The sequence below is a fragment of the Bacillus sp. FSL K6-6540 genome (genome assembly GCF_038007545.1).
In genome coordinates this window covers 1,619,380-1,645,819 of the sequence record NZ_JBBOXH010000001.1, presented here as the reverse complement: position 1 = coordinate 1,645,819, position 26,440 = coordinate 1,619,380, and the positions used below count along the sequence as shown (strand labels likewise).

Annotated in this window: 21 protein-coding genes; 9 read left to right on the top strand and 12 right to left on the bottom strand. The window is 56.1% G+C overall.

Annotated features, from left to right (window positions below):
- Positions 1–39: 39 nt before the first annotated feature.
- A complete protein-coding gene (locus MHH82_RS07000; RefSeq protein ID WP_015733897.1) occupies positions 40–567 on the bottom strand; it encodes a hypothetical protein in 528 nt (175 codons plus the stop codon).
- A 173-nt stretch (positions 568–740) separates the two neighbouring features.
- Between MHH82_RS07000 and MHH82_RS06995 the strand changes: the two genes are divergently transcribed.
- The 4 genes from MHH82_RS06995 to MHH82_RS06980 all read left to right on the top strand — a co-directional run bounded on the left by MHH82_RS06995 (position 741) and on the right by MHH82_RS06980 (position 3,583).
- Positions 741–1,334, top strand: coding sequence for a M15 family metallopeptidase (locus MHH82_RS06995; RefSeq protein ID WP_015733896.1), 594 nt, complete (start codon positions 741–743; stop codon positions 1,332–1,334).
- A gap of 269 nt (positions 1,335–1,603) precedes the next feature.
- Complete coding sequence (locus MHH82_RS06990) at positions 1,604–1,990, top strand: GntR family transcriptional regulator (RefSeq protein WP_015733895.1); 387 nt, start codon at positions 1,604–1,606, stop codon at positions 1,988–1,990.
- Complete coding sequence (locus MHH82_RS06985; RefSeq protein WP_015733894.1) at positions 1,980–2,858, top strand: ATP-binding cassette domain-containing protein; 879 nt, start codon at positions 1,980–1,982, stop codon at positions 2,856–2,858. Before MHH82_RS06990 ends, MHH82_RS06985 begins: the two co-directional genes overlap by 11 nt.
- Positions 2,855–3,583 (top strand): hypothetical protein, encoded by a 729-nt coding sequence (locus tag MHH82_RS06980; RefSeq protein ID WP_015733893.1) that lies wholly within the window; start codon positions 2,855–2,857, stop codon positions 3,581–3,583. Before MHH82_RS06985 ends, MHH82_RS06980 begins: the two co-directional genes overlap by 4 nt.
- A gap of 85 nt (positions 3,584–3,668) precedes the next feature.
- On the opposite strand, the gene mmsB is transcribed toward MHH82_RS06980, so the two are convergent.
- The 8 genes from mmsB to MHH82_RS06940 all read right to left on the bottom strand — a co-directional run bounded on the left by mmsB (position 3,669) and on the right by MHH82_RS06940 (position 19,955).
- Positions 3,669–4,835, bottom strand: a complete 1,167-nt coding sequence (mmsB, locus tag MHH82_RS06975; RefSeq protein ID WP_009591707.1) for a multiple monosaccharide ABC transporter permease — start codon at positions 4,833–4,835, stop codon at positions 3,669–3,671.
- A gap of 2 nt (positions 4,836–4,837) precedes the next feature.
- A complete protein-coding gene (mmsA, locus tag MHH82_RS06970) occupies positions 4,838–6,370 on the bottom strand; it encodes a multiple monosaccharide ABC transporter ATP-binding protein (protein WP_340964648.1) in 1,533 nt (510 codons plus the stop codon).
- A 41-nt stretch (positions 6,371–6,411) separates the two neighbouring features.
- On the bottom strand, positions 6,412–7,497 hold the full coding sequence (chvE, locus tag MHH82_RS06965) for a multiple monosaccharide ABC transporter substrate-binding protein (protein ID WP_036662480.1): 1,086 nt from the start codon (positions 7,495–7,497) through the stop codon (positions 6,412–6,414).
- A gap of 366 nt (positions 7,498–7,863) precedes the next feature.
- Positions 7,864–14,706, bottom strand: coding sequence for an invasin domain 3-containing protein (locus MHH82_RS06960; protein WP_340964644.1), 6,843 nt, complete (start codon positions 14,704–14,706; stop codon positions 7,864–7,866).
- A 268-nt stretch (positions 14,707–14,974) separates the two neighbouring features.
- Positions 14,975–16,192, bottom strand: a complete 1,218-nt coding sequence (locus MHH82_RS06955) for a response regulator transcription factor (protein WP_340964641.1) — start codon at positions 16,190–16,192, stop codon at positions 14,975–14,977.
- Positions 16,189–18,132, bottom strand: coding sequence for a cache domain-containing sensor histidine kinase (locus MHH82_RS06950; RefSeq protein ID WP_445661959.1), 1,944 nt, complete (start codon positions 18,130–18,132; stop codon positions 16,189–16,191). The genes MHH82_RS06955 and MHH82_RS06950 overlap by 4 nt, the downstream gene beginning before the upstream one ends.
- Positions 18,113–19,120: a substrate-binding domain-containing protein gene (locus MHH82_RS06945; RefSeq protein ID WP_015733886.1), complete on the bottom strand. Its 1,008-nt coding sequence runs from the start codon at positions 19,118–19,120 to the stop codon at positions 18,113–18,115. The genes MHH82_RS06950 and MHH82_RS06945 overlap by 20 nt, the downstream gene beginning before the upstream one ends.
- Positions 19,121–19,364: 244 nt before the next feature.
- A complete protein-coding gene (locus tag MHH82_RS06940; RefSeq protein ID WP_340964633.1) occupies positions 19,365–19,955 on the bottom strand; it encodes a TetR/AcrR family transcriptional regulator in 591 nt (196 codons plus the stop codon).
- Between the two features lie 189 nt (positions 19,956–20,144).
- Here MHH82_RS06940 and MHH82_RS06935 point away from each other — a divergent pair, with 189 nt between their 5' ends.
- The gene (locus MHH82_RS06935) at positions 20,145–20,855 is read left to right on the top strand and encodes a futalosine hydrolase (protein ID WP_251499334.1); all 711 of its coding nucleotides are present in this window, start codon (positions 20,145–20,147) and stop codon (positions 20,853–20,855) included.
- Positions 20,852–21,709, top strand: a complete 858-nt coding sequence (locus tag MHH82_RS06930) for a 1,4-dihydroxy-6-naphthoate synthase (RefSeq protein ID WP_251499337.1) — start codon at positions 20,852–20,854, stop codon at positions 21,707–21,709. The genes MHH82_RS06935 and MHH82_RS06930 overlap by 4 nt, the downstream gene beginning before the upstream one ends.
- A gap of 216 nt (positions 21,710–21,925) precedes the next feature.
- Here the strand turns inward: MHH82_RS06930 and MHH82_RS06925 are convergent, their stop codons facing one another.
- Both MHH82_RS06925 and MHH82_RS06920 read right to left on the bottom strand, forming a co-directional pair.
- Positions 21,926–22,441 carry a mismatch-specific DNA-glycosylase gene (locus tag MHH82_RS06925; protein ID WP_015733882.1) on the bottom strand — a complete coding sequence of 172 codons (516 nt, stop codon included), beginning with the start codon at positions 22,439–22,441 and terminating at the stop codon, positions 21,926–21,928.
- A gap of 41 nt (positions 22,442–22,482) precedes the next feature.
- Positions 22,483–22,986 (bottom strand): hypothetical protein, encoded by a 504-nt coding sequence (locus MHH82_RS06920; RefSeq protein WP_145038711.1) that lies wholly within the window; start codon positions 22,984–22,986, stop codon positions 22,483–22,485.
- Between the two features lie 154 nt (positions 22,987–23,140).
- Here MHH82_RS06920 and MHH82_RS06915 point away from each other — a divergent pair, with 154 nt between their 5' ends.
- A complete protein-coding gene (locus MHH82_RS06915; RefSeq protein WP_009591721.1) occupies positions 23,141–23,659 on the top strand; it encodes an RNA polymerase sigma factor in 519 nt (172 codons plus the stop codon).
- Positions 23,656–24,627 carry a DUF4871 domain-containing protein gene (locus MHH82_RS06910; protein ID WP_145038712.1) on the top strand — a complete coding sequence of 324 codons (972 nt, stop codon included), beginning with the start codon at positions 23,656–23,658 and terminating at the stop codon, positions 24,625–24,627. The genes MHH82_RS06915 and MHH82_RS06910 overlap by 4 nt, the downstream gene beginning before the upstream one ends.
- 236 nt (positions 24,628–24,863) lie before the next feature.
- Here MHH82_RS06910 and MHH82_RS06905 read toward each other — a convergent pair whose 3' ends face one another.
- On the bottom strand, positions 24,864–25,745 hold the full coding sequence (locus tag MHH82_RS06905; RefSeq protein WP_015733878.1) for a DUF6612 family protein: 882 nt from the start codon (positions 25,743–25,745) through the stop codon (positions 24,864–24,866).
- A gap of 125 nt (positions 25,746–25,870) precedes the next feature.
- Between MHH82_RS06905 and MHH82_RS06900 the strand changes: the two genes are divergently transcribed.
- Positions 25,871–26,428 (top strand): DUF1273 domain-containing protein, encoded by a 558-nt coding sequence (locus MHH82_RS06900; protein ID WP_340964619.1) that lies wholly within the window; start codon positions 25,871–25,873, stop codon positions 26,426–26,428.
- Positions 26,429–26,440 lie beyond the last annotated feature (12 nt).

Below are 26,440 nucleotides of genomic sequence, written 5' to 3'. Positions count from 1 at the left end.
TAAGAAAAATTCTGTCCCACGCATCCTCTTCAAACATGCTTACATCATCGTTCCGCTGTCGTCCGTGCTTGAAGTCAGTTCCTCGATAGCCACTGCCCCGTTCAGGCCGCCGCCGGCCGTTTGCGCCCGTTCCATTTGGTACCCTGCGTCCAGCATCGAGCCATCCAGCCGATGCAGCTGCTGGCTGACTTGATCCATCTGTTTGAACAGCTGGCGATACTGATAGGCTTGCGCATACTCGCTCTGCTGCGCGGCCTCGTCCAGCTGCTCGAACATCGTTTTATTCTCGCCCAGCACCTGTCGGTACTGCTCCGCCGCAGCGGTTCGGATATCCTGCGCCGCCCCCATCATCCCATGCAGCACCATCCTGCAGTTCACCAGCTCCTGGCGCACGGCGGAAGAAGTTTCAGGCGTGACCGCAGCCTGCGCATTCTGAAGCTCGGCGTGGATCCCGCCGAGCTCGTTCACGATCATCAGGGCTTCGTCCATGCGGCCGTTCTGCCCTGCAGCAGCCAATTGGCTGGATAGCTGATTGAGTCTCATCGACATGTTTTGAATATTGCTCATTCGTTATTCCCCATTTCCGGACCAAGTCCTTTTTATGAACTAGGATGCGATAAACCATGGATTGCTATTCATTCCGGTATCTGGGCGTGATTGACGGCTGCTGGAATGCGGGGCGGGATGCCGATATAATAGAGTAAGCCATCATATGAAAGTAGGTAGATTAAAGAGTCCGCATGATCAAACGCAAAAAAACGACGCTTTTCCTTGTTGTTGCCTTATTGCTCGCCATATTCTACATGCAGCTGCAAACCGCCATACCGGGATTTATCAACGATCTCGATTTTGATTTTAATCGCAAAGAATCCCCTGAAATCACCCAGCTCCACCCTTATGTACTGCAGCAAAAGAATGAGCTTGTCCGTCTCACCAAGAAAAAAGGGATCACGATTGTCATAACGGACGGTTACCGGAGCCACGAAGAGCAGACCCGCATCTACAATCAGGGCCGCAGCACCGAGGGCAACATCGTGACGAACGCCAAGGCCGGGGAATCTCTTCACAACTACGGGCTCGCCATTGATTTTGCGCTGAGGCTGAAGGATGGCAGCGTCATCTGGGATATGGAATACGACGGGAACGGAAACGGCAAGGCCGACTGGATGGAAGTCGTGGAGATTGCAAAAGATTTAGGCTTCCAGTGGGGCGGAGATTGGGCCAACTTTCCGGATTATCCGCATCTGCAAATCGATTTTGGATTATCGATCCGTGATTTGAAACGGGGAAAGCTCCCTCCCATGGACGCTTCCGAGTATTCGGAAGCCAAATGAGATGATATTGCTATTTGTTTTTATTGAGCATCGAGGTTCGCATAGCATACTTTAGTTATACTCCAATATGACTGACGCATCAGTGAATAAATCAAGGCCGACCAGATCCTTCTGGTCGGCCTTTTTTGTCGTTGTTCGCTGTTAAAGCGTCTCGATGGAGGTATGATATTCAACCAAATGCTTGACATGCCGTTCACGTTTTGGTTATATAGTCATATATATAAGCATATAACCTTAACAGGATAATGAAGGCAAGGTGGTGATTCTTATTGAGCGGTACCGTGCATCCAGATAATAGGCCCCTGTTCATCCAGATCAAGGAAAAGATCGAGGACCAGATCGTCAATGACCAATTGCTTGAAGGTGAACAGGTTCCTTCCACGACGCAGCTGTCCCAATTTTACAAAATCAATCACATTACGGTGTTGAAGGGCATCAACCTGCTGGTTGATTCCGGACTCATCTATAAAAAGCGAGGTGTCGGCATGTTTGTTGCTGAGGGGGCCAAGGAAATGCTGCTCCGGACCCGAAAGAGTGCATTTGCGGAACATTATGTGGTGCCTATGGTACAGGAAGCGGACAAACTCGGTTTGTCCACGGATGAGCTTGTTCAAATCATAACCCAGTTAAAAGGAAGTGAACCCCATGAATCTTGATGTACAGTTAGATCGGGTATCGGTGACATACGGCAGCGTCGAAGCCGTCCGCGATATTTCCCTCCGCCTCCCGGCCGGCAAAATTTACGGTCTCCTCGGTCGCAACGGCGCAGGCAAAACCTCGCTCCTGTCGATCCTGGCTTCATTTCGCGAACCATCGTCGGGATCGGTTACGATTGGCGGCGAGCAGCCCTTCGAAAATGCCAAAATCATGAGGGAAGTTTCCTTCATCTACGATGTCGACTATAAAGAGGAGACGGACAAGGTCAAGGCCGTGATTGAATCCGTTGCCAGGTACCGGCCCCATTTTGATACGGCTTATGCCCTGGAGCTTGCCCGCAAATTCAATTTGCCCCTGGATAAACAGCTCAAGCAGCTCTCCAAAGGCATGCAGTCCGCTTTTAACGTATGCATCGGCCTCGCCAGCCGGTCGCCGGTTACCATTCTGGATGAAGCTTATCTCGGCATGGATGCGCCGTCGCGCGAAATTTTTTACCGGGAACTGCTGAAGGACCAGGAGCGCCATCCCCGTACGTTCATTCTTTCCACCCACTTGGTATCGGAGATGGATTATTTGTTTGAGGAAGTCATTATCATCCACAAAGGCCGGTTCATTCTTCAAGACGATTATGAAAGCCTTACGTCCAGGGGTGTATCCATTACGGGCCCCGCGGCCAAGGTGGACGAATTCATCCAGGGCATGAAGGTGCTCAACGTGCAGCAGCTCGGTTCCACCAAGGCCGTCATGGTCTACGGGGATCTGGGCGAGGCATCTCAATCAGCCGCATTGAAGGCAGGACTTGAGATCGGGCCGATCTCGCTCCAGGACTTGTTTATCCATCTGACGGGGGAGGAATATTCCGCATGAAAAAGACGTCATCGCCCGTAAGCAAAGTATCGACGGAAATGTTTATTCAACAAGGCAGCTGGGCCTTGGGTTTTCTAACGATTGTGCTGCTGATCTATATTGGAGCCGGCATCGGCAACAGCATTGGCATCAATGTTCGGGAAGGAATATCAGATGAGGACTTCTTCTCCATCGCTTACCGCTCCACCAAAGGATTTATGCTTGTCATCGGCATCATTTCAGCTTACGGTTTTCTGAGCTATTATGTAAGACACGGCATTACGCGCCGGGATTTCTTTGGTGGTTCCGCTTTAGCGGCCGTCTATCTGTCCCTGGCATTTCCGGTTGCCGCGGCTCTGATCCAGTGGATTGTCTCGCTGTTTGCATCACAAGATGCGGGAAGCACCCGACTGCTGCAGGAGTTCGACAACAGCTGGCTGCTGACGCTCGTTTCCTACGGTATCCAAATCTTCATCTATTACCTGATGGGGTGGATGATTGGATCCGGATTTTACCGGTTTGGCTGGATTCGCGGCTTGGGATGGATCGCCGTTGCCCTCGTGTTGATCGGCTTTATGGATGCATTGTGGCAGTTCGAGCTGGCTTCCATATGGGAACAGTGGTTGCCGGTCACGACAGACTTTTCCGTCACGCTGCCGGTTTCGCTCGCAGGCTCCCTGGCCGTCATCCTGATTGCAATGATTCTGATTCGGCTGATCACCCGAAGAGTTACGATCAAAATGTAACCAATACGCAAAATAAATGGCTGATCCAGGGTAGCACCTTCTACCCCGGAATCAGCCATTTTATGATATAACGCCACCGTATAGATTAAGCGGCACTGCTCTTCTTCTTATTGTAAATGTCGAAGGCTACCGCCGCGAGGAGAACCAGGCCCTTAATGCCTTGCTGCCAGTCGATGCCGAGACCTACGAGCGACATCCCGTTATTGAGGACGCCCATGACGAGCCCCCCAATGATCGCGCCGAAGACCGTCCCGATCCCGCCGGTGGCCGAAGCGCCGCCGATGAAGCTCGCCGCGATGGCATCCAGCTCGAAGTTCGTACCGGCTCTCGGCGTCGCCGCGTTCAAGCGGGCGGCAAAAATCAAACCGGAGATGGCGGCCATGACGCCCATATTGACGAATACCCAGAACGTGACCTTCTTGGTTTTCACGCCGGACAGCGCCGCCGCTTTTTCGTTGCCGCCAAGCGCATAAATATGACGGCCCATCACGGTTTTGTTCATCACGAAGGAATAGATGATAATGAGCACCAGCAGCAGAATCAGGATGTTCGGCAGGCCGGCGTAACTAGCCAGCATGAACGTAAAGGCATTGATCACGGCCGCGATGAGCACCAGCTTCAGAAGGAACAAGCCGCTTGGCAGAACGTCGAAGTTGTATTTTTTGTGGGCCTTTCGTTCCCGCAGCTCATTGATCAGGAAAATAACCGTAAAGATGATGCCGGCCAGAATCGCGATCAGATTGGTGCCGGTGTTCCCGAAGTCCGGAATGAAGCCGGAGCTTAGCTTCTGGAAGCCGCCCGGAAACGGCGCAATGGATTGGCCCTCCAGCACAATCATCGTCAGGCCGCGGAACAGGAGCATGCCGGCCAGGGTTACGATAAAGGCCGGTATCCTCACGTAAGCCACCCAGAATCCCTGCCATGCTCCGATCAGACCGCCGACGATCAAGGATACGATGACGGCAATGACTGGATGCAGCTGCATATCGACCATCATGATCGCAGCAACGGCGCCGACGAAGGCGGCTACCGAACCGACCGACAAATCAATATGACCCGTAATGATGACAAGCACCATGCCGATGGCCAGTACGAGAATATAGCTGTTCTGGAGAATCAGGTTCGTGATGTTGATCGGCTCCAGCAGCAGCCCTCCCGTAATGATTTGGAAAAAAATCATAATGACAACAAGGGCGATGATCATCCCGTATTGGCGGATGTTGTTTTTAAACATTTTTTTGAGCGTCTCCATGCTTAAGCCCCTCCATTCTTGGTCATGTATCTCATCAAGGTTTCCTGCGAAGCCTGCTCTCTGCCAACTTCTCCGGTCATCCGTCCCGCGCTCATGACATAAATCCGGTCGCAGATCCCTAAAATTTCAGGCAGCTCCGAGGAAATGACAAGCACCGCCTTCCCCTCATCCGCCAGCTGGTTGATGATCGCGTAGATTTCGTATTTGGCCCCGACGTCAATCCCCCGCGTCGGCTCATCCAGAATCAGGATATCGGGCTCGGCATAGATCCATTTACTCAGCACAACCTTCTGTTGATTCCCCCCGCTGAGGTTCCCCGTCTTCTGGAGAATGTTCGGCGTTTTGATCTTGAGCTTCTTCCGCATGTCTTCCGCCACGAGAATTTCTTCCCGATCATCAATGACCATGTTCTTTGCCAGCTTGGACAGTCCGGTCAGCGAGATGTTGCGTTTGATATCGTCCATGAGGATCAGCCCGTATTCCTTCCGGTCCTCGGTCACGTAAGCAAATCCGTTTTCAATCGCCTCGTTGATGGATTGATTCCGGATTTCCTTGCCGTCTTTCCGAAGCGTACCCGTGATGTTCCGGCCGTAAGCCCTGCCGAAAATACTCATCGCAAGCTCGGTCCGGCCGGATCCCATCAGCCCGGCAATGCCCACGACCTCCCCCCGGCGGATATTCATGCTCACGTTGTCAATCACTTTTCGGCCTGCTTGCAGCTCGTGATACACCGTCCAATCCTTAACCTCCAGGATGACCTCCCCGATCTTCGGGGTCCGCTCCGGATAGCGGTTCGTCAAATCCCGGCCGACCATGCCGCGGATGATCCGATCCTCGTTCACTTCGCCGCCTCTCATATCCAGCGTTTCAATGGTTTGGCCGTCACGCAGAATCGTGATGGAATCCGATACCTTCGACACCTCGTTCAATTTATGGGAGATCAGGATGCAGGAGATTCCCTGCTTCTTGAACTCCAGCATCAGCTCCAGCAAATTCTCGCTGTCGTCCTCATTGAGCGCCGCCGTCGGCTCGTCCAGAATAAGCAGCTTCACCTTCTTGGATAAGGCCTTCGCAATTTCGACCAACTGCTGCTTGCCGACGCCGATGCTGCCGACCTGCGTGTTCGGGTTCTCGCTGAGCCCCACCTTATCCAGCAGTTCTTTGGCTCCCAGCATGGTCTCATTCCAGTTCATGATTCCCTTCTCGGCGCGCTCGTTCCCCAAATAAATGTTCTCGGCAATCGACAGATAAGGGATCAACGCAAGCTCCTGATGGATGATAACGATGCCCAGGTCTTCGCTTTGCTTGATATTCTTAAATTCGCAGACGCTGCCTTTAAACAAAATATCTCCCTCATACGAGCCGTGTGGATACACGCCGCTCAATACTTTCATCAGCGTGGATTTGCCCGCTCCGTTCTCCCCGCACAGGGAGTGGATTTCGCCTTCGCGAACCTTCAGATTCACCTGGTCCAGCGCCTTCACCCCGGGAAACGCTTTCGTAATGTTCCGCATTTCAAGAATGTACTCTGACATCTTGCTTCACCTTCCTATCGTTTCGTGTTCGCTGCTTAAGACTATTTCAATCCGATTTCTTCCTTGGAATAATAGCCCGTCTCCACAACCTCTTTCTCCACGTTGGAAGCATCCACGGATACAGGGGGAAGCAAATAGGCAGGCACGACCTTGATGCCGTTGTCGTACGATTCCGTATCGTTCACCTCGGCCTCTTCTCCCTTCAGCACGCTCTCCGCCATCTTCACCGCCTGCTCGGCGAGCTGGCGCGTGTCCTTGAACACCGTCTGGGTTTGCTCACCGGCCACGATCGACTTAATGGAAGCAAGCTCCGCATCCTGACCCGTGATGATCGGCAGCGGCTTGCCGGCCGTCCCGTAGCCTACGCCCTTAAGCGAGGAGATGATGCCGATGCTGATCCCGTCGTAGGGCGACAGCACCGCGTCCAGATTCTCGCTGGAATAGTTGGCGCTGATCAGGTTATCCATCCGCGACTGGGCCAGGGCGCCGTCCCAGCGCAGGGTCGCAATCTGGGCCATCGTGGTCTGTTTGCTCCGAACGACAAGCTTGCCCGAATCCATGTAAGGCTTGAGCACGGACATCGCGCCGTCATAGAAGAAGTAAGCATTGTTATCGTCCGGCGATCCGCCGAACAGCTCGATATTGAACGGCCCCTTCCCTTCCTTCAGGCCAAGCTTCTCTTCAATATAGGAGGCTTGTTGAACGCCGACCTGGAAATTGTCGAAGGTGGCATAATAACTCAAATGCTCGGTGTTGCGGATCAACCGGTCGTAGGCGATGACCTTGATTCCCTGATCATGGGCCTTCTTGATCACGTCGGTCAGCGTATTGCCGTCGATCGAAGCGATGACGATCACGTCGACTCCTTTCGTAATCATGTTCTCGATTTGGGAAATCTGGTTTTCAATCACGTCCTCGGCGAATTGAAGGTCGGTTTTATACCCTTTTTCCTGAAACAGCCGCTCCATGTTCTTCCCGTCAGCCACCCAGCGTTCGGATGATTTGGTGGGCATCGCAAGGCCGACGTAACCCTTCTCAGCATCGCCGGTTTGGCTTTCGGCGAGGTTGCAGGCCGTCAGGGCCAAGAGCAGCACCGCGATCAGCAATCCTGGCAATCCTCTCTTCATCGGTAGTTCCCCTTTCCGAAAAATGAAATCGAGAGCGCTTACAACCGAAGGTTCGAAAAGCCTCTCTGTACTAAAAAGGATACCTCCGTTCGGGTGGAGGGGTCTTTCCACGAAAACAACCTTTTTTATAATTTTCATACTTTTGTTGTTCGGCATTCTTGCGAGATGTGCACAATATGCTCCATGGGAACCGGTCCGAATGACTTTATCGTCATCAAAAAGAGCCCCCGGTTTGTTGTATGCCAACGAACCGGAGGCTCTCTCCATGCTGCAGCGTATATCCGCCCGCAACCAGATGTTCTCTTTCCATGCATCCATGGAATTAAAAAGGCCGGCGGGCACTAACGCCCGCCGACCATACTGCGATCACATGCCCGATTGCAGCATTCTTGCCAGGATGGCCGCCGTTTCCGCGCGCGTTGCCGCCCGTTCCGGCGCCAGCCTGTTCGCTTGGTCGCCCGTCAACAGTCCTGCCTGCGAAAGCTGATCGACTGCCCCGCGAGCCCATGATGCAAGCTTGACATCGTCGGCATATTGCAGCGGCGCTCCCTCGGCCTCCTTGCCAAGTCCCGTCGCTTCCATCGCCCTTGCGATCATGACGATCATTTCCTGACGGGTCACGGCAGCATCCGGACGGAAGCTGCCGTCCGCATACCCTTGGATCAATTCCGCCTTATAGGCGGCTTGAACGTCGGCTGCAAACCATCGGCCCGCTACGTCGTTGAACGAAGCAGGAACCGCGGCCGCTCCGCTCGGATGGATCCCCAGCATCCTGACCAGCATGGCGGCAAGCTCCGCCCGCGTGATGGAGCGGCCGGGTTCAAAACGGCCGCCCTCCGTCCCCTGCACGATGAGCTTGTTCGCGAGCAGTTCGGCGTCGGCTTTAGCCCAATGCCCGCTCATGTCGGTGAATGCGCGCCGGCTCTCCAGAACGGTATAGGTTCCCGATGCCTTCAAAGTGAGAAGGGCATTCTCGGCCGAAGCGAAACGGGCCGGAACGTGTTTCCATTGTACGGCGGCTTCATCGAGGTAAGCTGCCGTCAAATACCGGCCGTCGGCCAGCATTCGCTCTGAAGGCGCGAAGGTAGCGGATAATCGGCCATCTGCCAGCGGCTGCGCCGTTCCGTCCGGCTTCCACGCGTTCAGCGACACGGAGAACGGCTTAAGCCGCATACTCGCTCCCGTTTTTCGCGAGAGCTCCACGAGTCTCGTCTCCGTCTCGTCATCGGCCGTTCTGATCGTGAGCCCGATGAAAGCCGCAGATAAATCCGATGGCAGCTCGCCAAGTTCAGCCAGTGAGAAGACTAATACGCCCTGCGGCGTGCGCCACTCCAACACCGTGCCGCTGACAAGCTCCTGCAGCCGCTCCACGACGGCAGGCTTCATGAGCAGCGACCATTCCTTCGTTCCGCCCTTCGTTTCAATCACGATGCGGCCTGAACTCAGCTGTTCGTGCTCGAGCGTGATCGTCTGGCCGGATTCACCGTCGAGCACCAGATCGACGGTGAGACCGCGATCTTCCCCTGCGGGCGGTTTCACCCCGCCGGCATCGCCCGGCAGGCCGACGGCGTTGCCCGGGCTTCCGCCGGAACCAGGATCACCGCCTGAGTGAGCCGGCGGCAAAACGGCAACCTCGGCTGTGGTGCTTAAACCTTCGTAGGTCACGGTCATGGACGATTTCCCTGACCGGATGCCGTGCAGCCGGCCCGCTGCATTCAGGGATGCATAGCCTCTGTCTGCAAGACGGTATGCAGCTTCCGCGGTCACATCGGAGGACGTGCCGTCCGAGTAATGTGCAGTTACCCGGATCTGGCGATATTCGCCCTCCCTCACTTCATACCGGGAAGCATCCAGGGTCAATCCGGTCGGCACGGCATAAACCGTGACGGGGGCGGCGGCTGACAGCCTGCCGGCATCAGCCTCATAGACGGCCTGCATGACGGTACGCCCGGTACGAAGACCTGTGACATACCAGGAACCGTCCTCGGCCCGCGCCACCCGGATCAGCCCATCATCATATTGAAAGCGGGCATCTGCGGTTACGTCCGAGGTAGCATCCCCGTAAGTCACCTCGACGACCGTGCGCACCGATTCGCCGATTTGAAGTCGGTACGAGGGCGGCGTAAACCATATGCCGTCGGCAAAGGTCACCTGCACGCCATCCCGAATCGGCTCGCCGCCGATCCAGGCGCGAATGTCGGCCACTCCCGGCTCGGTTGAACGGACTTCCGCCGTAAACACGCCGTTCTCGCGGTACGTGGCTTCCGTCACGGTGCCAAGCGTTGTTTCAAGCCGAATATCGGCCCCGCTCCCCGTGTTGTTGCCAAAGGCATCCCTCACCGAGATGGTAATCGTCGAGGCAGCAGAGCCGTTAGCCGGGATTGCCCCGCTGTCGGCGTAAAGCTCCGATGCAGCGGCCGAAGCGGGACCCGGCAGAAATTCGACCTCCGCCGTATCTGCAAGCTCGCTATCGTCCACGGATGCCGTAATGACGGCAATGCCGGCCTCGGTTGAGATCAGCGATGCCGTGTACAGCCCTTCGGCCTCATATACAGCCGCGGAAACGGTGCCGATCGAGGAATGAATCCGAATGTCCGCGGGCCCGCCGTCATCCGGAACCGTATTGCCCGCGGCGTCCTTCAGCTGCACCGTAATCCGCGCGGATTGCTTGCCGTCGGCCGTCAGCCCGGTCCGGTCCGCATCGACCGTCGAGCGAAGCGCCGAAGGCTCGCCCGGCTCGAAGGATACCGTCACTGCCGAGGCGATCCGAATGCCGTCCAAGGTTCCGGTAATGACGGCTGTTCCGGCCCTATTCGATGCAACGCCGGCCGTGTAACGGCCATCCGCTTCGTACTTCGGCTCCGTCAGCAGGCCAAGCGTCGACGCCAGCTTAAGCTGGAGCGATCCGGCATCGGAGCGGAGCTCGTTTCCGTAAGCGTCCTTCAGCAGTACCGTCACGATTGAACGGCTTAGCCCGTCAGCGGTGACGACTGCCCGGTCGGCTGACAATATCGTTTGGTCCGCCGAAGCCGGGCCAGGCATGAACTGCACCGACGCCGTGTGCGCCAGCGGCACATCGTTGACCGTTCCCGTGATGACGGCCTCGCCTGCCGCCGTGCCGGCCGTCAATATGGACGTGTACGTACCGTCATGATGATCCGTCATCCGTCCCAGCGTTCCGGCCGTCGTCTCCACCAGGACCTTGTCGCCTCCTGCGGTCAACGCATTGCCGAAGGCATCCTTCAGCCGAATCGTGACAACCGTTGACGTGCTGCCGCCCACGGTGATTGCTTTGCTGTCCGTCTCGATGATCGATTCGGCCGCGGATGCCGCCCCGGCGAGAAGATCCACCGATACGGGGTGCTCCAACGGCACGCCGTTTACGGCACCCGATACGACGGCTGAACCGGAAACCGTGCCGGCCGTCAGCATGGCTGAATACGTGCCGTCGCCATGGTCTTGAACGCTGCCCAACGTTCCGGCCGTCGTGGTTAACACGACCGTATCACCGCCCGTCTTCAATTCGTTGCCGAAGGCATCCTTCAACTGCAGCGTCACGGTTGTTGTGCTGGCGCCGTCAGCCGGCATCGCCGGGGATGCTGCCGTCAGCAGCGATTCGCGCGCCGAAGCCGCTCCGGGCTCAAAATCAGCGGACGCGGTCTGCAATAGCTTTGCACCGTTCACCGTCGCGGTGATCGTTGCCGGACCGGCAACCGTCGGTGCCGTAAGCACGGCCGAGTATGTGCCGTCCCCATGATCCGTTACCGCTCCGATCGAGCCGGCGGTCGCGCTCAGACTCACCCTGTCGCCGCCGGACGTCAGGTTGTTGCCGTAGACGTCCTTCAGCTGCACGGTCAGCGCTGTTGTGCTTGACCCGTCAGCCGGGAGCGCGGACGCCCCCGCTGTGAGGAGCGATGTTGCCGGAGAAGCGGCGCCCGGAACATACGCGATGTCCGCCGTCTGCGTGACGGTCTTGCCGTTCATCTCGGCCCGGACGACGGCCTTGCCGGCAGTCGTCGGCGCCTTAACGGTAGCCGTATAAGTGCCGTTACCGCGGTCCGTGACGGCGGAGAGCGTGCCTCCGCTTGTTTCGACGGATACCGCGTCGCCTCCTTGCGTCACCGGGTTGCCGTAGGCATCCTTCGCTTGGACCGTAATGACGGCCGTACTGACTCCGTCTGCCGTAATCGAAGCCGGGTTGATCGACAGGCTCGTCGCTGACGGCGATGCCGCTCCGGCAACGAAGTTCAAGCTTGCCTTGCCGGCAAGTGCCGAGCCGTTGACAAAACCCGACACCGTTGCGGTTCCGGCGGTCGTGGGCGCCGTCCAGGTCGCGCTGTACGTCCCGTCGCCGTGATCCGTTACCGCACTCAGGCTGCCTGCAGTAGCCGACAAGGTTACGGTACCGCCCGAAGCAGCCAAACGATTGCCATGCGTATCCTTCAGCTCCACGGTAACCCTGGTCGTGCCGGTTCCGTTAGCCGGTACGCTTGCGTTCGCGGCGCTGATCGTGGATGCCGACAGAGACACGGGGCCGGGCACGATGCTTACGTTCGTCGTTTGCGCGAGCCTCACGCCATTAACCGATGCCGATACGACCGACATGCCCGTTGCCGTCGGCGCCGTCAGCGTCGCGGTATACGTTCCGTTGCCTTGATCCGCAACGGAACCGATGGAGCCGATGCTGGCCTGCATCGTCACGGCATCGCCGCCTGTCACGAGATCATTGCCTCGCGCATCCTTCAATTTTACGGTTAACGTCGTGGTCCCCGATCCGGCCTGGAGACTGCCTGAAGCAGAGGCAAGGCTGGATTTGTCCGCGGAGGCGGCCCCCGGGACGAACGAGACAACGGCCGTTTGTTTGATCAAAGAACCGTTCAATCTGGCCGATACTTCAGCGGTACCGGTCGTGGAAGCCGAGCTCAGCGTCGAGGTATAGGTTCCGTTGCCTTTGTCGGACACGGCCCCGATGGTGCCGCCGCTTGTGCTCATGGACACGGTACCTGCTGAAGCCGTCAACGCGTTGCCGTAGGCATCCCGGAGCCGTACCGTCAGCATCGTTTTACTGCTGCCGTCGGCAACGATCGAGACGGGAGCCGCTGACAGTTCCGAGGTTTGCGTGGACGCTCCCGCGGGAAGAATCTGAATCGCGGCCTTCTGCTGCATCGCCGCCCCGTTCACCGCGGCACTGACGGTCCCGCTGCCGGCGGCCGTGCCTGCCGTCAGCACAGCCGTATAGGTCCCGTCCCCATGGTCGGTTACCCTCCCGGCCGTGCCGTGCGAGGACTGGATCGTTACCGTGTCGCCTCCGGACACCAGCGGATTGCCGTGCGCATCCTTTAAGCGGACGGTCACCGCCGTGCTTCCGCTTCCGGCCGTGAGCGTGTTCTGCCCCAGGCTGATCGTGGATGCCGAAGCCGATGCGGCTCCCGGGACGAACGTGACCGCTGCCTTCTGCGCGATCGGCGTTCCGCCCAGCTCCGCCGTTACGGTTGCCGTACCGACGGAAACGGGCGCTTTCAGCTGTGCCGTGTACGTCCCGTTCTTCCTGTCCGTCACGCCGGACAGCGTACCGGCGGTCGTCTTCATTTGCACGGTACCGCCGCTCGTCGTCAACGGATTTCCGTTGCTATCCTTCAGCTGCACCGTCACGGTGGAGATACTGCTGCCGTCCGCCGGAATCGATGCCGGGCTCGCGGTGACCGTTGAAGTGACGGCCGAAGCGCCAAGCGGATTGAACTTCACCGTGCCGCTTGCGCTCATGGGATAACCGTTAATGATGCCCGTAATCGTTGCGGTTCCGGTCGTCTTGGACGACGTCAGTTCAGCCGTATACGTCCCGTCCCCGTGATCGGTGACCGGACCGAGCGTACCCGCTGTCGTGCTAAGCTGAACGGTCCCTTCGCTCCTGCCGATGTTATAGTTGCTTCCTTCCTTGAGCGTTACGGTGACCGTCGTCTTGCTGGTCCCGTCCGCGTCGATGGAAGCGGGACTGGCGCTGATTTGCGTCCGGGCCGGATATACTTGCAGCGCAGACGTGTAATATACCAAAGGGCTGGCATCCGATATGCCCAGTTCTCCCCTGCTGGTCCAGCCTGCGCCCCATACGGTACCGTCCGCATTAATCGCAAGGGCATGGTTGTCGCCGGCAGCGAATAGATCTGCGTCGCCGAGCAGCTTTGTTGCCACTTGGAGGTTCCGATTCTGCATGCCCCACCACCACAAGGTTCCGTCGCTTTTCAGAGCCATGCTCAAGCGGCCGCCGCCGGATATCCGGACTACATTCGTAAGCGGCAAGGAACCTGCCTGCTGAACCTGAATCGCCGTGTTGGAAGAGGTCAGTCCCGGGTTGCCCAGGTTAAAATTCTCATTGTATCCCCAAGCCCAGACGGTTCCGTCTCCCTTCAGAGCCATGCCGCCCAATCGATTGCCTTGGATATCGGCAATGCCGGTTAAAGGCTGTCCGGCAGAATCGATCACCTGTACCGGATAGTCGGAGTCGGCCGTTGATCCGTTGCCCAGCGCTCCGAAGCCTCCGTAGCCCCAGGCCCATACCGTTCCGTCGTTCAGCAGCGCAACGGAATGGTATTCGCCCGCCCCTATGGCCTTCACGTCGTTGAGATAAGATCCGCTTGACGCCTTGATGCGTACGGCCCGGGGATTGATGACGTCATAATAATCGGTAAGCGTGCTGCTGGAATTGGATCCCCACCCCCAAGCCGATCCGTCTTCCTTGATGGCCAGAACATGGTTGTAAGCCGCGGCGATGCTGCGTACATTCGTTAGCGGCCCGCCGCCGGACTCCGTTACCTGCACGGCACGATGCTGATTATCCGATGCACCGTTGCCGAGCGTCCCATAGACTCCCCTGCCCCAGGCCCATACGGTGCCGTCATTCAGCAGCGCGACCGAGAAATAGCCTCCGCCCGTCACGAACTTCGCGTTTCCCAGCGGCGTACCGTCGAATTTGGTCACCGGTACGGGTCGGAATGCATTATCCGTTGTACCGTTGCCCAGTGCTCCCGCACTGTTGTCCCCCATCGTCCAAACCGTGCCGTCTCCGGCAATCAGCAAGGAATGAAGGTATCCCGCTCCGATTCCTTTGATGCCGGCGGGGGCCGCGGATGCGGCATGCGCCGGCTGCGGCAGATTCGGCATGATCATCAGGAATGCGAGCAGAAGCATCGCGATTTTTTTCAATCTGCGCAATGGAATCCCCCCTTCTTAAAATAAATAGTGAGTAAATAGCAAGGAATAGAGACTCTGGTGCATGTTGTCCATGATTCCATGGTCCTGACCGCCATTCTAGCAAAAAAGGATGTCAATAATAATTAACAAACGTTAACGATTCGACAAAAAATTTATCTCGGATGAGTCCCCTCGGATTGCAAGAAAAAAAGCGGGATTGCCATGGAACGCAATCACCGCTTCTCCGCTTCTTATCGCTACCTACCGTGGGCTCCGCTCTTCGTCTCGTCTATTCTTCCAGAACCGCCGCCCCTTTGCGGTACCGGTTCGGCGACACCCCCATCACCTTCTTAAAGGCCGTGCTGAAATAATGCTGGCTGTCATACCCCACCCGCTCCGCGATGTCCAGGATGCTCAGCTCGGTGGCGTTGAGCAGCTGGATCGCTTTCTGAATCCTCGTCTGGGTCATGAGCGTGATAAAGGACGTGCCCAGCTCTTTCTTGAGCATCCGGCTCAGATAGACCGGCGATACCTGCAGGGCCTGGGCGAAAGATTCCAGCGTCAGCTCCCGAACGGCATACTGTTCCTGGATGAGCTGCCGGGCACGCCGTACCAGCGGAGACAGCTGCGCCTCCTTGAATACGCCTTCCCGGCAAGCCTCGTAGGCGGCCGCAACCGCGCCGTCCGCCCCTTCCGAAACCGGCTCCAGATGTACATTCACGGCCAGCTTCAAGTACTTCTGGATCAACTGCTCGGCATCGGCCGCAATCTCCGTATCCGCTTCTCCCCAGCAGCAAATGCCGATCCAGCCGGTATGGTCCCGAAACAAAACGCAGGGTGCGGGATGAAACAACTCGGCGATTATATTTTCCATCGCGAACAGATACAGCTGGCGGTCGCTTTCCTTCATCAACGGCTGCGGAGCCGCCATCTCCGGCCATCTGGCGATGCCGATCCGGGTGGGACGGCAAGGCGGCAGTCCCAGGAACTCCAGCTGCTCGATCGCCTCCTCCTCATCCAGCAGGCCATGCATCCATTCGAGGCAGAACCGTTCCCGAAGCAGCGGAATGTTCTTCTCGATTTGCTCGGACGCCTTCTTCAGATAGCTTTCCTGGATTTGATGGTCGTTCAGCTCATCTCGAACGCTGCTGAGCACCTGAATCAGATGCTCCGCATTTACCGGCTTCAATATATAATCCTTAACCCCGAGCCGGATCGCTTCCTGCGCATAAGCAAATTCGTCATGGCCGGTAATAATGACGAACCGGCATGCGGGGCGTTCTTCCTTCATTCGCTTCATGAGCCCGATGCCGTCCAGGAACGGCATATTCATATCGACCAGCATAATGTCAATCGGCTGGCTGAGCGCAAGCTCCAGCGCTTCCTCGCCATCCTCCGCTTCGGCAGCCACTTCCATGCCGAGTGCCCCCCAGTCGACCGCATCCCGAATCCCTTCGCGGATAATCGGCTCATCGTCGGCAATCAAGACTTGATACGCTTTCTTCATCGTGAGTCTCTCCCATCATGATCGGAGGACGAAGGAACGGCATGCAGCAGCGGATGCGTAATCCGTACCGTGGTTCCCTCGTTCTCTATACTGTCAATCATAATTCCGTACGTCTCCCCGAACGTTAACTTGATACGTGCCTGTACATTCAGCATACCGTAGCTTCGGCTTGCACCCGGCCCTTCTTCGGGAGGCGCCTCCATGGCCGTTACCGGATCGGCAAGCTGCTTGCGAAGTGCCTCCAGCCGCTCCGCAGGCATACCTGCCCCGTCATCACGTACGGCAAGCACCAGCACATTATCCTCAACTTGTGCTTGGATCCAGATTCGCCCCGGGCCTCTCCGGGCCTTAATGCCGTGGTATATCGCGTTCTCCACCATCGGCTGGAGGATAAGTTTCAGGACGTGCAGTCTCTCGGCTTCAGGGGATAGCTCCATCTCAACCTGCAGCCTGTCGCGGTAACGCGTCTTCTGGATCTGCAAGTAACTGCTGATATGCGTCCATTCGTCGGACATGGGAATGATATCATCGCCTTTGCTGAGCCCGATCCGAAACAGCCGCGACAAGGATTCTACCAGATCCGATACGTCATCCGCCCCTTTCTTGCGGGCCATCCAATGGATCGTATCCAGCGTGTTGTACAGAAAATGCGGCTTAATATGCGCCTGCAGGCTGCGCAGCTCCGCTTCGCGCTTCTGCCTCTCCCGCAGCTCGCTCAGCTTCATCAGCTTGCGGATCTGCAGGAGCATGCGGTTAAAGCTGCGGCCGAGCATGCCCACCTCATCCTGCCGGTTTCCCCAGTAGCGGATCGTCAAATCCCCGGATTCGGCTTTTTGCATGAAGGACATAAGCTGCCAGATCGGCCTGGATATGGACTGCGAAAGCGTGTAGGACGCCGTAACCCCAAACAAGCACACTATAAACAAGAAACAGATCATATAAAAACGAATCTCCCGCACTTCATACACCGATTCGCTGGTTGGAAATACGCCGATCGTCCGCCAGCCGGTAAAGGAGGACGTGCCGTATATCAGTTGCAGCCGTTCCCCGTTCACCTCGCGGATCAAAGCGCCGCTCTCCTCTTCGGGAAACCACGATGGCGGAATGGACGGGATGATGGAATCCTCCGGGGTATAAATGCTCGAGCCGCCGGCCTCTGCGACCATCAAATATCCGCTTTTCCCGAGCGTGACATCCCGGACCGCCCTGGCGACCGCCCGCAGCTTCAAGTCGATCAATACCGCACCGGTCACTTCCCTCGTATCCGGATCCACAAACGAGCGTACGACCGACACCAGCTCCTCGTTGCCGTAATGAACGTGGGTGGTGACGTTACGGTCTGCCGGATGGCCGAGCACGGTAAAAATCCCTTCGTTTAAAACGGCCTCGCGGTACCATTCTTCCTCCGTCAAATTCGCCGGACTGCGCGCGTACATTTCGTTACTGATATAGGCTCCTTCGCGATTGACCAGAAGAATGGAGGCGATTTCCGGATACAGCGTCGTGAAGCCTTGAAGGTATCGCTTAATCTCGTAATTTTCCTCATTATCCTGCTTGACCGGGGACGTTTGCGGGCGATAGGTTCCCGAAGGAACATCGGCTCCTGCCGCCGGCTTATCCCCTTGAATGTCCCCTTGCAGAAACCGTTCCGTGCGAGGGTCGAAGCCGATCAAATACGTAATGTTCTGCAGATTCTCCATATCATTGTCCAGGGTCTGGTTGACCTTTCCGATCAGTTGAATGGTATTCGAGGTTACCTGCTGGTCCACAATGCGGTTTACCGTCCAATTGACAAGAACGCCAAGAGCGATTGAGGGCAGGATCCCAACCATGAGGAACAGGATGACCAGCTTGTATCTCAGCGGCAAATCCCCGAACCGCAGCCAACGGGAAATGCCTTTGCGCCAGGATTCCACTCTGTTATTTCGCATAATAATCATTCACATTCTCTCGGGTCACAATCGAGATTCCGGTGTCCACCCTCACGGGAAGCGGCGACACGTCATTCCCGAGCGTCGGGGCCGGTACGGTAAGTCCGTGATGCAGGTGAAATAAATACTGCAAGGACCAGTAGCCCATATTCCAAGTACCCTGGGCGATCGTAGCCGCGATGGTTCCGTCGGAAATCCGGTCCAGCGTCCCCTTGTTCGTATCGAATCCAATGATGGTCACCCGGCCCGCCTTACCCGCGCCGATAACGGCATCCGCCACGCCCATTCCGCCGCTGGCCTCCGTCACGAAGATCCCTTTGAGATTCGGGTGCTTGCCCAGCATGTCCGCCGCAGCCTCTTTGGCAACGAGGGTATCCCCTTTTCCTTCCCTGATCTCCACCACGGACATGGAAGGATATCTCTGCGCCAACGTGTCCCGGAAGCCCTCCGAGCGGTCGTCATGGTTCTGCTGCCCGGGCTGGGTCACAATTCCGATTTCCCCTTCCCTGCCGAGAAGCTGCGCCATCTTGTCCGCGGCCGCAACCCCTGCATTGTAATTGTTGGTTGCAAGAAAAGAATACGCTTTGCTGTCAGGTGCATCCGCATCGAACAGGACGACCGGAATCCCGGCATCCACGGCCTTATTGATCGTGGACGTCAGCGCCTTCGAATCGATGGCCGATAAGGCGATGCCGGCCGGACGCTTCGCGATGACCTGCTCCAGGACGGTAATCTGTTCCTCCACGTCATATTGCGTGGACCCGCGATAATCGACGGTTACGCCGAGCGCGTCCCCTCCATCCTCGAAGCCCTTCAATATATTTTTCCAATATTCCATCCCCGATTGAAATGTGACCATGACGTAATTCTCGCCCATGCTGCCGTGCAGCCCGCCTTCCTCCCAGGCCGAGGAGCGCTTGTCTTCCAGCCTGTACATGAACACATAGGTGAGAAAAGCCAATATAAGAGCGCCGTACACCAGCATCATCTTCTTCATGAATGAGTCCCCCGATTCTTGATCCTTCGTGTGCCATCCACCAGTTGCAACCGGTTACATATCGTATAATGAATATACTGCAATTCTCTGAAAAAGATCAAACGCTTGCTAGAATTTGGCAGCGTACAGCAGCAAAAAACAGGCTGTTCCAGGTTCCCCTTAACCATGTTCACAGCCTGTTTCTATGATTTCAAGCATCTGCATTTCGTTCCTGCATGAACGAGGCTTGGGTTGCCCGTACTGCTCACTTAGCCGGATAGATGCTAATGCCGTGCATAAATAAACTAACCACGTGACGCGCAAGATCCTCAGGAGTCCGCTTGCCTGTCAGCAGCTGCTGGGAGGTCAGCCTTTCGATGACGCCGACCAGGCACTCCGCAACGATGTGCATGTCGGAATCACGGTCAAAGTACCCGTCCTGCTGCTCTCCCTTCAGATTTTGCTCGATCATGGCTGCCATTTCAGCCTTTACGATGGCGGAATCATCCCCGATAAAAAAACCGATTTGCGTCAAATCCGGGTCCTTGCCAAGAAACGTGAACAACCCCGTAAGCACGCCAAGCAAACGCCCGGTCACATGAGCCTCATCGATTCCGCTCTCCAACCGGCTTCCCTCGATCAGGCCTTTAAGCTCCGAACGAAATTTCTCCATCAGCTCCCTGAAAATCGCCTCTTTGCTCTCAAAATACAAATAGAATGACGGCTGCGTCAATCCTGCCCGGGAAACGATGGTGCTGATCTTGGTCTGATGGTATCCTGACTTCGCAAATTCATTGGCGGCAACAATCAGTAGTCTTGCCCGGCTTTCTTGTCCGTTCGCACCCTTCTTCCGCAAAGCTATCCAACCTCCGAATCTACCCATGATGTATGTATGCTAGTTACCCTTCATTATACTCTATATCGGAAAGTTGCTGCTACACATAAAGTGTCCCGCCTGAACCGAAGACTTTACATCGCCACCGGAACGTTATAACGTAAAAGGGATGAGATGCTTAACGTTTCAGCCAAAAAGGAGATAACTCACATGCAGGAACATACCCAATCCAACTCGGTAGATACAATCGAGTCATATAGCTCGGCCCCGCATTCCTCCAAGCGCGTGCTTATCGTCACGGCGGTTGATGCCGAAAAAGATGCCGTGTTGCGCGGCCTAAAGAATGCGTCCGGATTCGAGGTTATCGCGGGAGGAGTCGGTCCGGCGGCAACGGCGGCCGCGACTGCCCGACAGTTGATGCAAACCTCCTACGATTTCGTTGTCAGCGCAGGCATCGCCGGAGGTTTTGCCGGTCAAGCTGAGGTTGGCTCCATCGTCATTGCGGACCTCATCCTTGCGGCGGATCTCGGATCCGAAACCGAAGACGGCTTCAGCAGCGTTCAGGAGCTCGGCTTCGGAACGGATCGGATTCCGGTCGATGCTGCCGCTGCCGGCAAGCTTGTCGAGGCCTTGGAGGATGCCGGCGCAGCCGTGACCCTTGGTCCCGTGCTGACCGTATCCACCACGACGGGAACGGCGGCGACGGCCGCCAGCCTTCTCCGCCGGGTGCCGAACGCCTGCGCCGAAGCGATGGAAGGGTTCGGCGTAGCCACCGCTGCCGCTGCAGCCGGGGTACCCATGCTTGAGATCCGTACTATATCCAATCAGGTCGGTCCGCGGGACCGCGGCGCATGGAAGATCAAGGAGGCGCTGCAGGCGCTTGAGACAGCAAGTTCATTACTACCGGAGGTGCTACGATGAAAATCGCTTTTTCCCCTTGCCCCAACGACACATTTGTATTTCATGCCTGGGTTCACGGTCTTATTCCCGGTGCTCCCGAGCTTGATGTATCCTATGCGGATATCGATATCACCAATCATTGGGCGGCCGAGGATCGGGAACATGACATCTTGAAAATATCCTATGCCGCGCTGCCCTGGGTGCTGGATGAATACGCCCTGCTGCCCTGCGGGGGAGCGCTCGGCCGCGGTTGCGGGCCTCTCGTTCTGACGGCGGACAAGCTGACGGGCGGAAAGACCCCGGACAGTCCGGCAGCGCTGTCCGGCCGGCGAGTAGCCGTTCCGAGCGAGCGCTCCACGGCTTATCTGTTGTTTCGCCTGTGGGCCGCCCAAAACGTACCCGGGGGACTCGGCGAAATCGTGGTGATGCCGTTTGACCAGATCATGCCGGCTGTCCGCGACGGTGCCATCGATGCCGGGCTGGTCATTCACGAAGCGCGATTCACGTACACGTCCTACGGATTGAAGCTGATGACCGATCTCGGCAGCTGGTGGGAATCCGATACGAATCTGCCGATCCCGCTGGGAGCGATCGTGGCCCGCAGGTCGCTGGATCTGGCCAGCATCTCGAGCTGGATCCGCTCCTCGGTCGAATACGCCTGGGAACATCCCGGGGAATCCCGGGATTATGTCCTCCGGCACGCACAGGAAATGGACCCGGACGTCGCCGATGCCCACATTGACTTATATGTCAATCCATTTACCGCAGAGCTGGGCGAAGACGGCTATGCAGCAATTTCCGCCCTGCTGAACCGCGCAGCCGATGAAGGGCTCGTGCCGCGGATCGATCCCGCGCTGCTGAAACGTCCGGAATAGCCGGAAGATAACCATCTAACGACGTATTCTCTCGAAAGACCGACTGCATGCAGCGGAAGTTTTTCTTGGGAGAGTAGGAGGGGGTTCCCTCCGAAGTCAACACTGTATTTCTCTAAAAATAGAGGAACGCCCCTGAGCCCGACCAATCGTGTCCGGCTTCTCTTTTGGCGTTCCTCTTTTTCCTGCCTGTGAATCGTTTCATCCGAACTTTCCAAATCAGAACTCGTTCCTCGATATCCAATCATGCAGCTGCCTGTAAATTCCGATTATTTCATCCATGGGCATCCTCACCAGCCCGCTGGACGATGGAGCTACAAACTCACGGACGCCGTCTACGACGGAGTCCGGCTGGATTCCCCAGTCCGCCTTGGCCTTGCCGCTGTATTCGGTATACACGCCCTTGCCGACAAAACAGGCAACCTCCGGTCTGTATTCCTCCAGCTTCTTCCGCAGCGTCTCTCTTCCGAGCCTGTACTCTTCGCGGGTAATGTCTTCCGCGCCCCGGGTGGGCCTGGCTACAATATTGGTGAATCCATAACCCAGTTTAAGCAATTCCCCGTCCTCTGCGGCTTCATATAAGCGTGGAGTCAAACCGGACTTATGCAGGATCCTCCAAAAATTGTTGCGCGGGTTTGCGTAATGGTGCCCCACTTCGCCCGATCGCAGACTCGGGTTAAAGCCGATAAATACAAGGGTTAATCCATAATCCAGATGATCGCTGACTTCGTCCATGCTTGATTCCTCCTCATCATCTAATCTGGGTTCCCTTAAGTTTAATGAGAGCTCGAAGCGGCGGCGCTGTTGTTGCGTTTGCGTATTTGGTGAATGCCCATCACGACGGCAACGAGCTCCCAGTCATCGAGAACATCGCTCTCATTCTGCAGCTGATAGGCTCCGGCTTGGAGCCAGCCGCTAATGCGGGAAAATTGGGCGATGACCCTTCCGGTCTCATCCGTTATTTCATATTCATTGGAAAAGGCAGGCGAAGTGATCTCATACACGCCACGCGCCCCCGCATCGTATTCGAATTTTTTCGTAAAGAAACTCATCCGCATGCGCAGCAGACCCAGTTCTTCCCCATTGCCGCCCGTGATATTCCATTTGTTCGAGAAGAATCGGAACGAGCCGCTGCATACGGTCTCTCCCCCGGCGTTATACACGTCCAGCGAGGAGCCGAAAGCGCTCTTCAAGTCCAAGCTTCCTATTACGCGGCCTTCCCTATCCATAATATCTGTTATCCCCGAGCTAAAAAAGTTATCCTTAAAATACAAATGCATGCCCCTGCTCCCCTTCCTCGATTTCCTGCATCCCTGTTATTCATACAACGATTTGCAGGTTAAATTGTTTCAAATTTTTGCGGGAAATTCGGGAACCGATTTATGTTTCGATTGTCTAATATTCGAGGTGATGCTATTGGAGACCCTTAAATCTATGGTAGCCGTGAATGATCCAAGCACGCTGCTGAGCGGCTGGATGGAGTCCTTCGGCCAGGACGTGTGGAACTATGCGTTCTTCTTAACGAAACGCAAAGATGCGGCGGACGATATCAGTCAGGACGTGTTCCTTAGGGCTTATAAGCACTGGAATGATTTTGAGGGCCGAAGCTCGGTCAGAACGTGGCTGTTAACCATCACCCGCAATCTTTCCCTGAACTATCTCAAATCCTCCTTCATGACAAGGGTGTCTTTAACCGGCTGGATCACCTCCAAGCAGACCGAGCCTTCCGCGGAAAAAGAGTTCATGGATGCTGCGGCCGTCTCGCAGATCTGGAAATGCGTGATGGAGCTGCCGCCCAAATACCGGGAAGTGCTGATCCTGGAATTCCACTATCAGCTGCCGCGAAAAGAAATGGCCCAGCTGCTCGGCCTATCCGAAGGAACGATCAAGTCCAGACTGCACCGGGCGCGCGCCCGGATGGAAACGATGTTGAAAGGAGCGGATATCCCATGAAAACCGAACAAGAGCCGCAGCCGGATTGGATGCAGGAGCTTGCTTCCCCTCCGTTCAACGAGCCGATGTTCACCGCGAAGATGAAATCCGATGTATCGCAGAGCGCCGCAAACGGCGCCATAAGCCGTAAACGACGAAGAGCTCCAGCGCGTCTTATCAGCATGACCGCGGGCGTATTGGCGCTGCTTCTCATAGCGGCGGTATGGGGATGGCGCGAGTCCCCTGCGCTTCAACGGATGATCCCCATCCAGGGCTGGGGATACGCAGCCAAGTGGACTCCCCGAAGCGTATACACGGTGGATGGCGTGGATAAACTTCAGGTTTTTCCGGGCGGGGAAGCTGCCGCGGGCTCTCCGGCCGGAGCCTGGTGGAATTTATTAACCCCGATCCAAGAGCTTGAAGGGAAAACGATCAGCATATCCGCCGTTCACCGGGATACGGGAACTATCATTGAGGAGCTTGCCGAGACCAAGATTACCTCCGATATGGCTTACAGTGACTTTGCGCGAGTTTCTTCCCGATTCGCACTGCCGCTTTCCGGTTTATGGCGTTTCGACGTAATGGTGGATCATGAGAAATACGGCGATATCGTTATTGATGTGCCGGATAGCAGTTGGGAGCCGAGCCCGAGCTTCGTGTCCGGCAGTTATGCCATGAGCGGCGTCGAAGGGCGCTTGGGCTTTATATATCCAGACCTTATCGCTGGCAAGCCGAACAAATACATGTGGCATTTCTGGGGTCGTGACGAAGAATTAACGGGGGATCTCGTCATTACCGCGGTGAAACAAAATTCGTCCGAGATCATCGATGTATTTAAGGTTGCCGGTTTAAGGCCTTCCCCCTTAAACGGTGCCGATGCAGCCATACCCACCTCCATGTCACTTCCTTCCCCGGGACTTTGGCGCATTATGGTCTCGATCGACGGTCAATTGTTCGGCAGCGTCATTGTCGAAGTTGCTAAACCTTGAATTTGGCGATGCCGCAAGATACATGAGCCGCGGACCGTTAACACAAGCACGCCTAATGGCAAGCTTCCTCGTGCAATCATGGAGGAAACCGCTGCCTTGACCCTGCCGTTGAGATGAAACGGATTCCATTAAATAAGGCTGCCCCGGTCCGTAGAACATCTACGGAGAACCGGGGCAGCCTTTTTCAAGAGGAATATGACGATTCATATTCCTCTTGTTCCATCAGCCGAGATGCATTATTTCGCTTCCAATGCTTCCTTCGGCACTTCGATTTTGCTGATTTCGTTATGCTTGGAGTATTCGCTCTTCATTTTCATATCCAAGGATACCTTCTGACCCTCGGCTTCCATTGCCATCACCATGTCCAAATCCGTTGTTACAGGCAGGTAAGATTCCTTCTGCACGCCATAAGTAATATGAATGCTCTTGATATCCATTTGGTCCATCATGGCTTCCATCTGCGGATCGTTGCCCGCTTGGCTCATCATAGACTTGGCAAGCTCCTTCAGATTGTCGCCGGAGACATCCGCCGTCAGGACGTATGCGTCTCCGTCCTCCGTTACTTTGAAGTCCTTAGCGAGGGTCTTGAATTGCTCTACCTGCTGCTCAGGACTCGCACTGCTCGGATCCAGGCTGTCGCGGATCTCCTGCTCCGATTCCTTCGGAACCTGCATCCATTGACCATCCATGAGCATGTAAATGCCGTCTTCCGTTATATACTGCTTCATCTCGACCTTGCCTTCCGGCGAATCCATCACGACGTTCTGCATCATCTCCACCGGCTCGAGCGTAAGCTCCGAATCGAGCGACATATCAACGTTTTGCTCCTGTTTCTCTGCGCCTTCAACAACGATGTGCTGCTTGACATCGGCTTTCATGGCAAAGCTCTTCAAGTTTTTCGAAGCTTCGGCCGATTTTTGAAGAAGCTCGTCAGCGGTCGGCAAAGCCTCCTCCTTCGGCTCTTCTTTAGCCGGCGGCGTCTCTGCCGGAGTCGTCGTCCCTTGTTCCGCTGCAGGCGGTGTTGCTGCGGCATCATCTGCTGCTTTGTTGTCTTTGCCGCATGCTGTCATGCTCATTACCAAAATTGCCCCTAGTAATACTGCTGTCCACTTCTTCAATCGAATTTCCTCCTAAAATATGTATTCCGGATTACTTACCCATTCTATACGATTTGTAACATCCGTTGATCAAAATTTCCGAAAAAGGTACACTAGACCTAATTCTGTTCAGGAGGCGTGCTCGATTGGAAAACATTCTGATTACCGGATATCGAGCCCATGAGCTCGGTATTTACAATAACAAACATCAAGGCATTCCTTATATACGCAAAGCGATCGCCAATCGTCTGGTTCCCCTTCTGGAAGAAGGCCTCCAGTGGGTAATCACCCCCGGACAATACGGCGTGGACCTGTGGGCCATTGAGGCGACAATAGAACTAAAGTCCCAATACCCTCACCTGAAATGCTCCATTTTGACGGCGTACCAGAATCCCGAAGAACAATGGAACGATGATAAGAAAGCTTATTTTCAGGAGGTCATGAAGGGGGTAGACTTCTACGCGCCGGTCAGCAAGAGTCCCTACCAGGGGCCATGGCAGTTCACGGCCAGAGACGATTTGCTCCTCCGCAAAACCGATGGCATTCTGCTCGTGTATGACGACGGCGGGGAAGCCAGTCCCAGGTTCATCAAAGAACGCGCGCTAAAGAAGCAGGCCGCGGACGGCTACCGCTTCATCAGCATCGGTTCCGAGGAAATACAAGCGGTTGCCGACGAAGAGAGCATGTCGCAGGATGATTACTAGGTCGGCTGCCCT

Bases quoted from the DNA above. Each gene is read 5' to 3' on its own strand.
- MHH82_RS06955 (WP_340964641.1), bottom strand. From the start codon at position 16,192: ATGAAGAAAGCGTATCAAGTCTTGATTGCCGACGATGAGCCGATTATC.
- mmsB (WP_009591707.1), bottom strand. From the start codon at position 4,835: ATGGAGACGCTCAAAAAAATGTTTAAAAACAACATCCGCCAATACGGG.
- MHH82_RS06995 (WP_015733896.1), top strand. From the start codon at position 741: ATGATCAAACGCAAAAAAACGACGCTTTTCCTTGTTGTTGCCTTATTG.
- MHH82_RS06980 (WP_015733893.1), top strand. From the start codon at position 2,855: ATGAAAAAGACGTCATCGCCCGTAAGCAAAGTATCGACGGAAATGTTT.
- MHH82_RS06950 (WP_445661959.1), bottom strand. From the start codon at position 18,132: ATGATTATTATGCGAAATAACAGAGTGGAATCCTGGCGCAAAGGCATT.
- MHH82_RS06915 (WP_009591721.1), top strand. From the start codon at position 23,141: ATGGTAGCCGTGAATGATCCAAGCACGCTGCTGAGCGGCTGGATGGAG.
- chvE (WP_036662480.1), bottom strand. From the start codon at position 7,497: ATGAAGAGAGGATTGCCAGGATTGCTGATCGCGGTGCTGCTCTTGGCC.
- MHH82_RS06945 (WP_015733886.1), bottom strand. From the start codon at position 19,120: ATGAAGAAGATGATGCTGGTGTACGGCGCTCTTATATTGGCTTTTCTC.
- MHH82_RS06925 (WP_015733882.1), bottom strand. From the start codon at position 22,441: ATGGACGAAGTCAGCGATCATCTGGATTATGGATTAACCCTTGTATTT.
- MHH82_RS06920 (WP_145038711.1), bottom strand. From the start codon at position 22,986: ATGCATTTGTATTTTAAGGATAACTTTTTTAGCTCGGGGATAACAGAT.
- mmsA (WP_340964648.1), bottom strand. From the start codon at position 6,370: ATGTCAGAGTACATTCTTGAAATGCGGAACATTACGAAAGCGTTTCCC.
- MHH82_RS06935 (WP_251499334.1), top strand. From the start codon at position 20,145: ATGCAGGAACATACCCAATCCAACTCGGTAGATACAATCGAGTCATAT.
- MHH82_RS06930 (WP_251499337.1), top strand. From the start codon at position 20,852: ATGAAAATCGCTTTTTCCCCTTGCCCCAACGACACATTTGTATTTCAT.
- MHH82_RS07000 (WP_015733897.1), bottom strand. From the start codon at position 567: ATGAGCAATATTCAAAACATGTCGATGAGACTCAATCAGCTATCCAGC.
- MHH82_RS06910 (WP_145038712.1), top strand. From the start codon at position 23,656: ATGAAAACCGAACAAGAGCCGCAGCCGGATTGGATGCAGGAGCTTGCT.
- MHH82_RS06985 (WP_015733894.1), top strand. From the start codon at position 1,980: ATGAATCTTGATGTACAGTTAGATCGGGTATCGGTGACATACGGCAGC.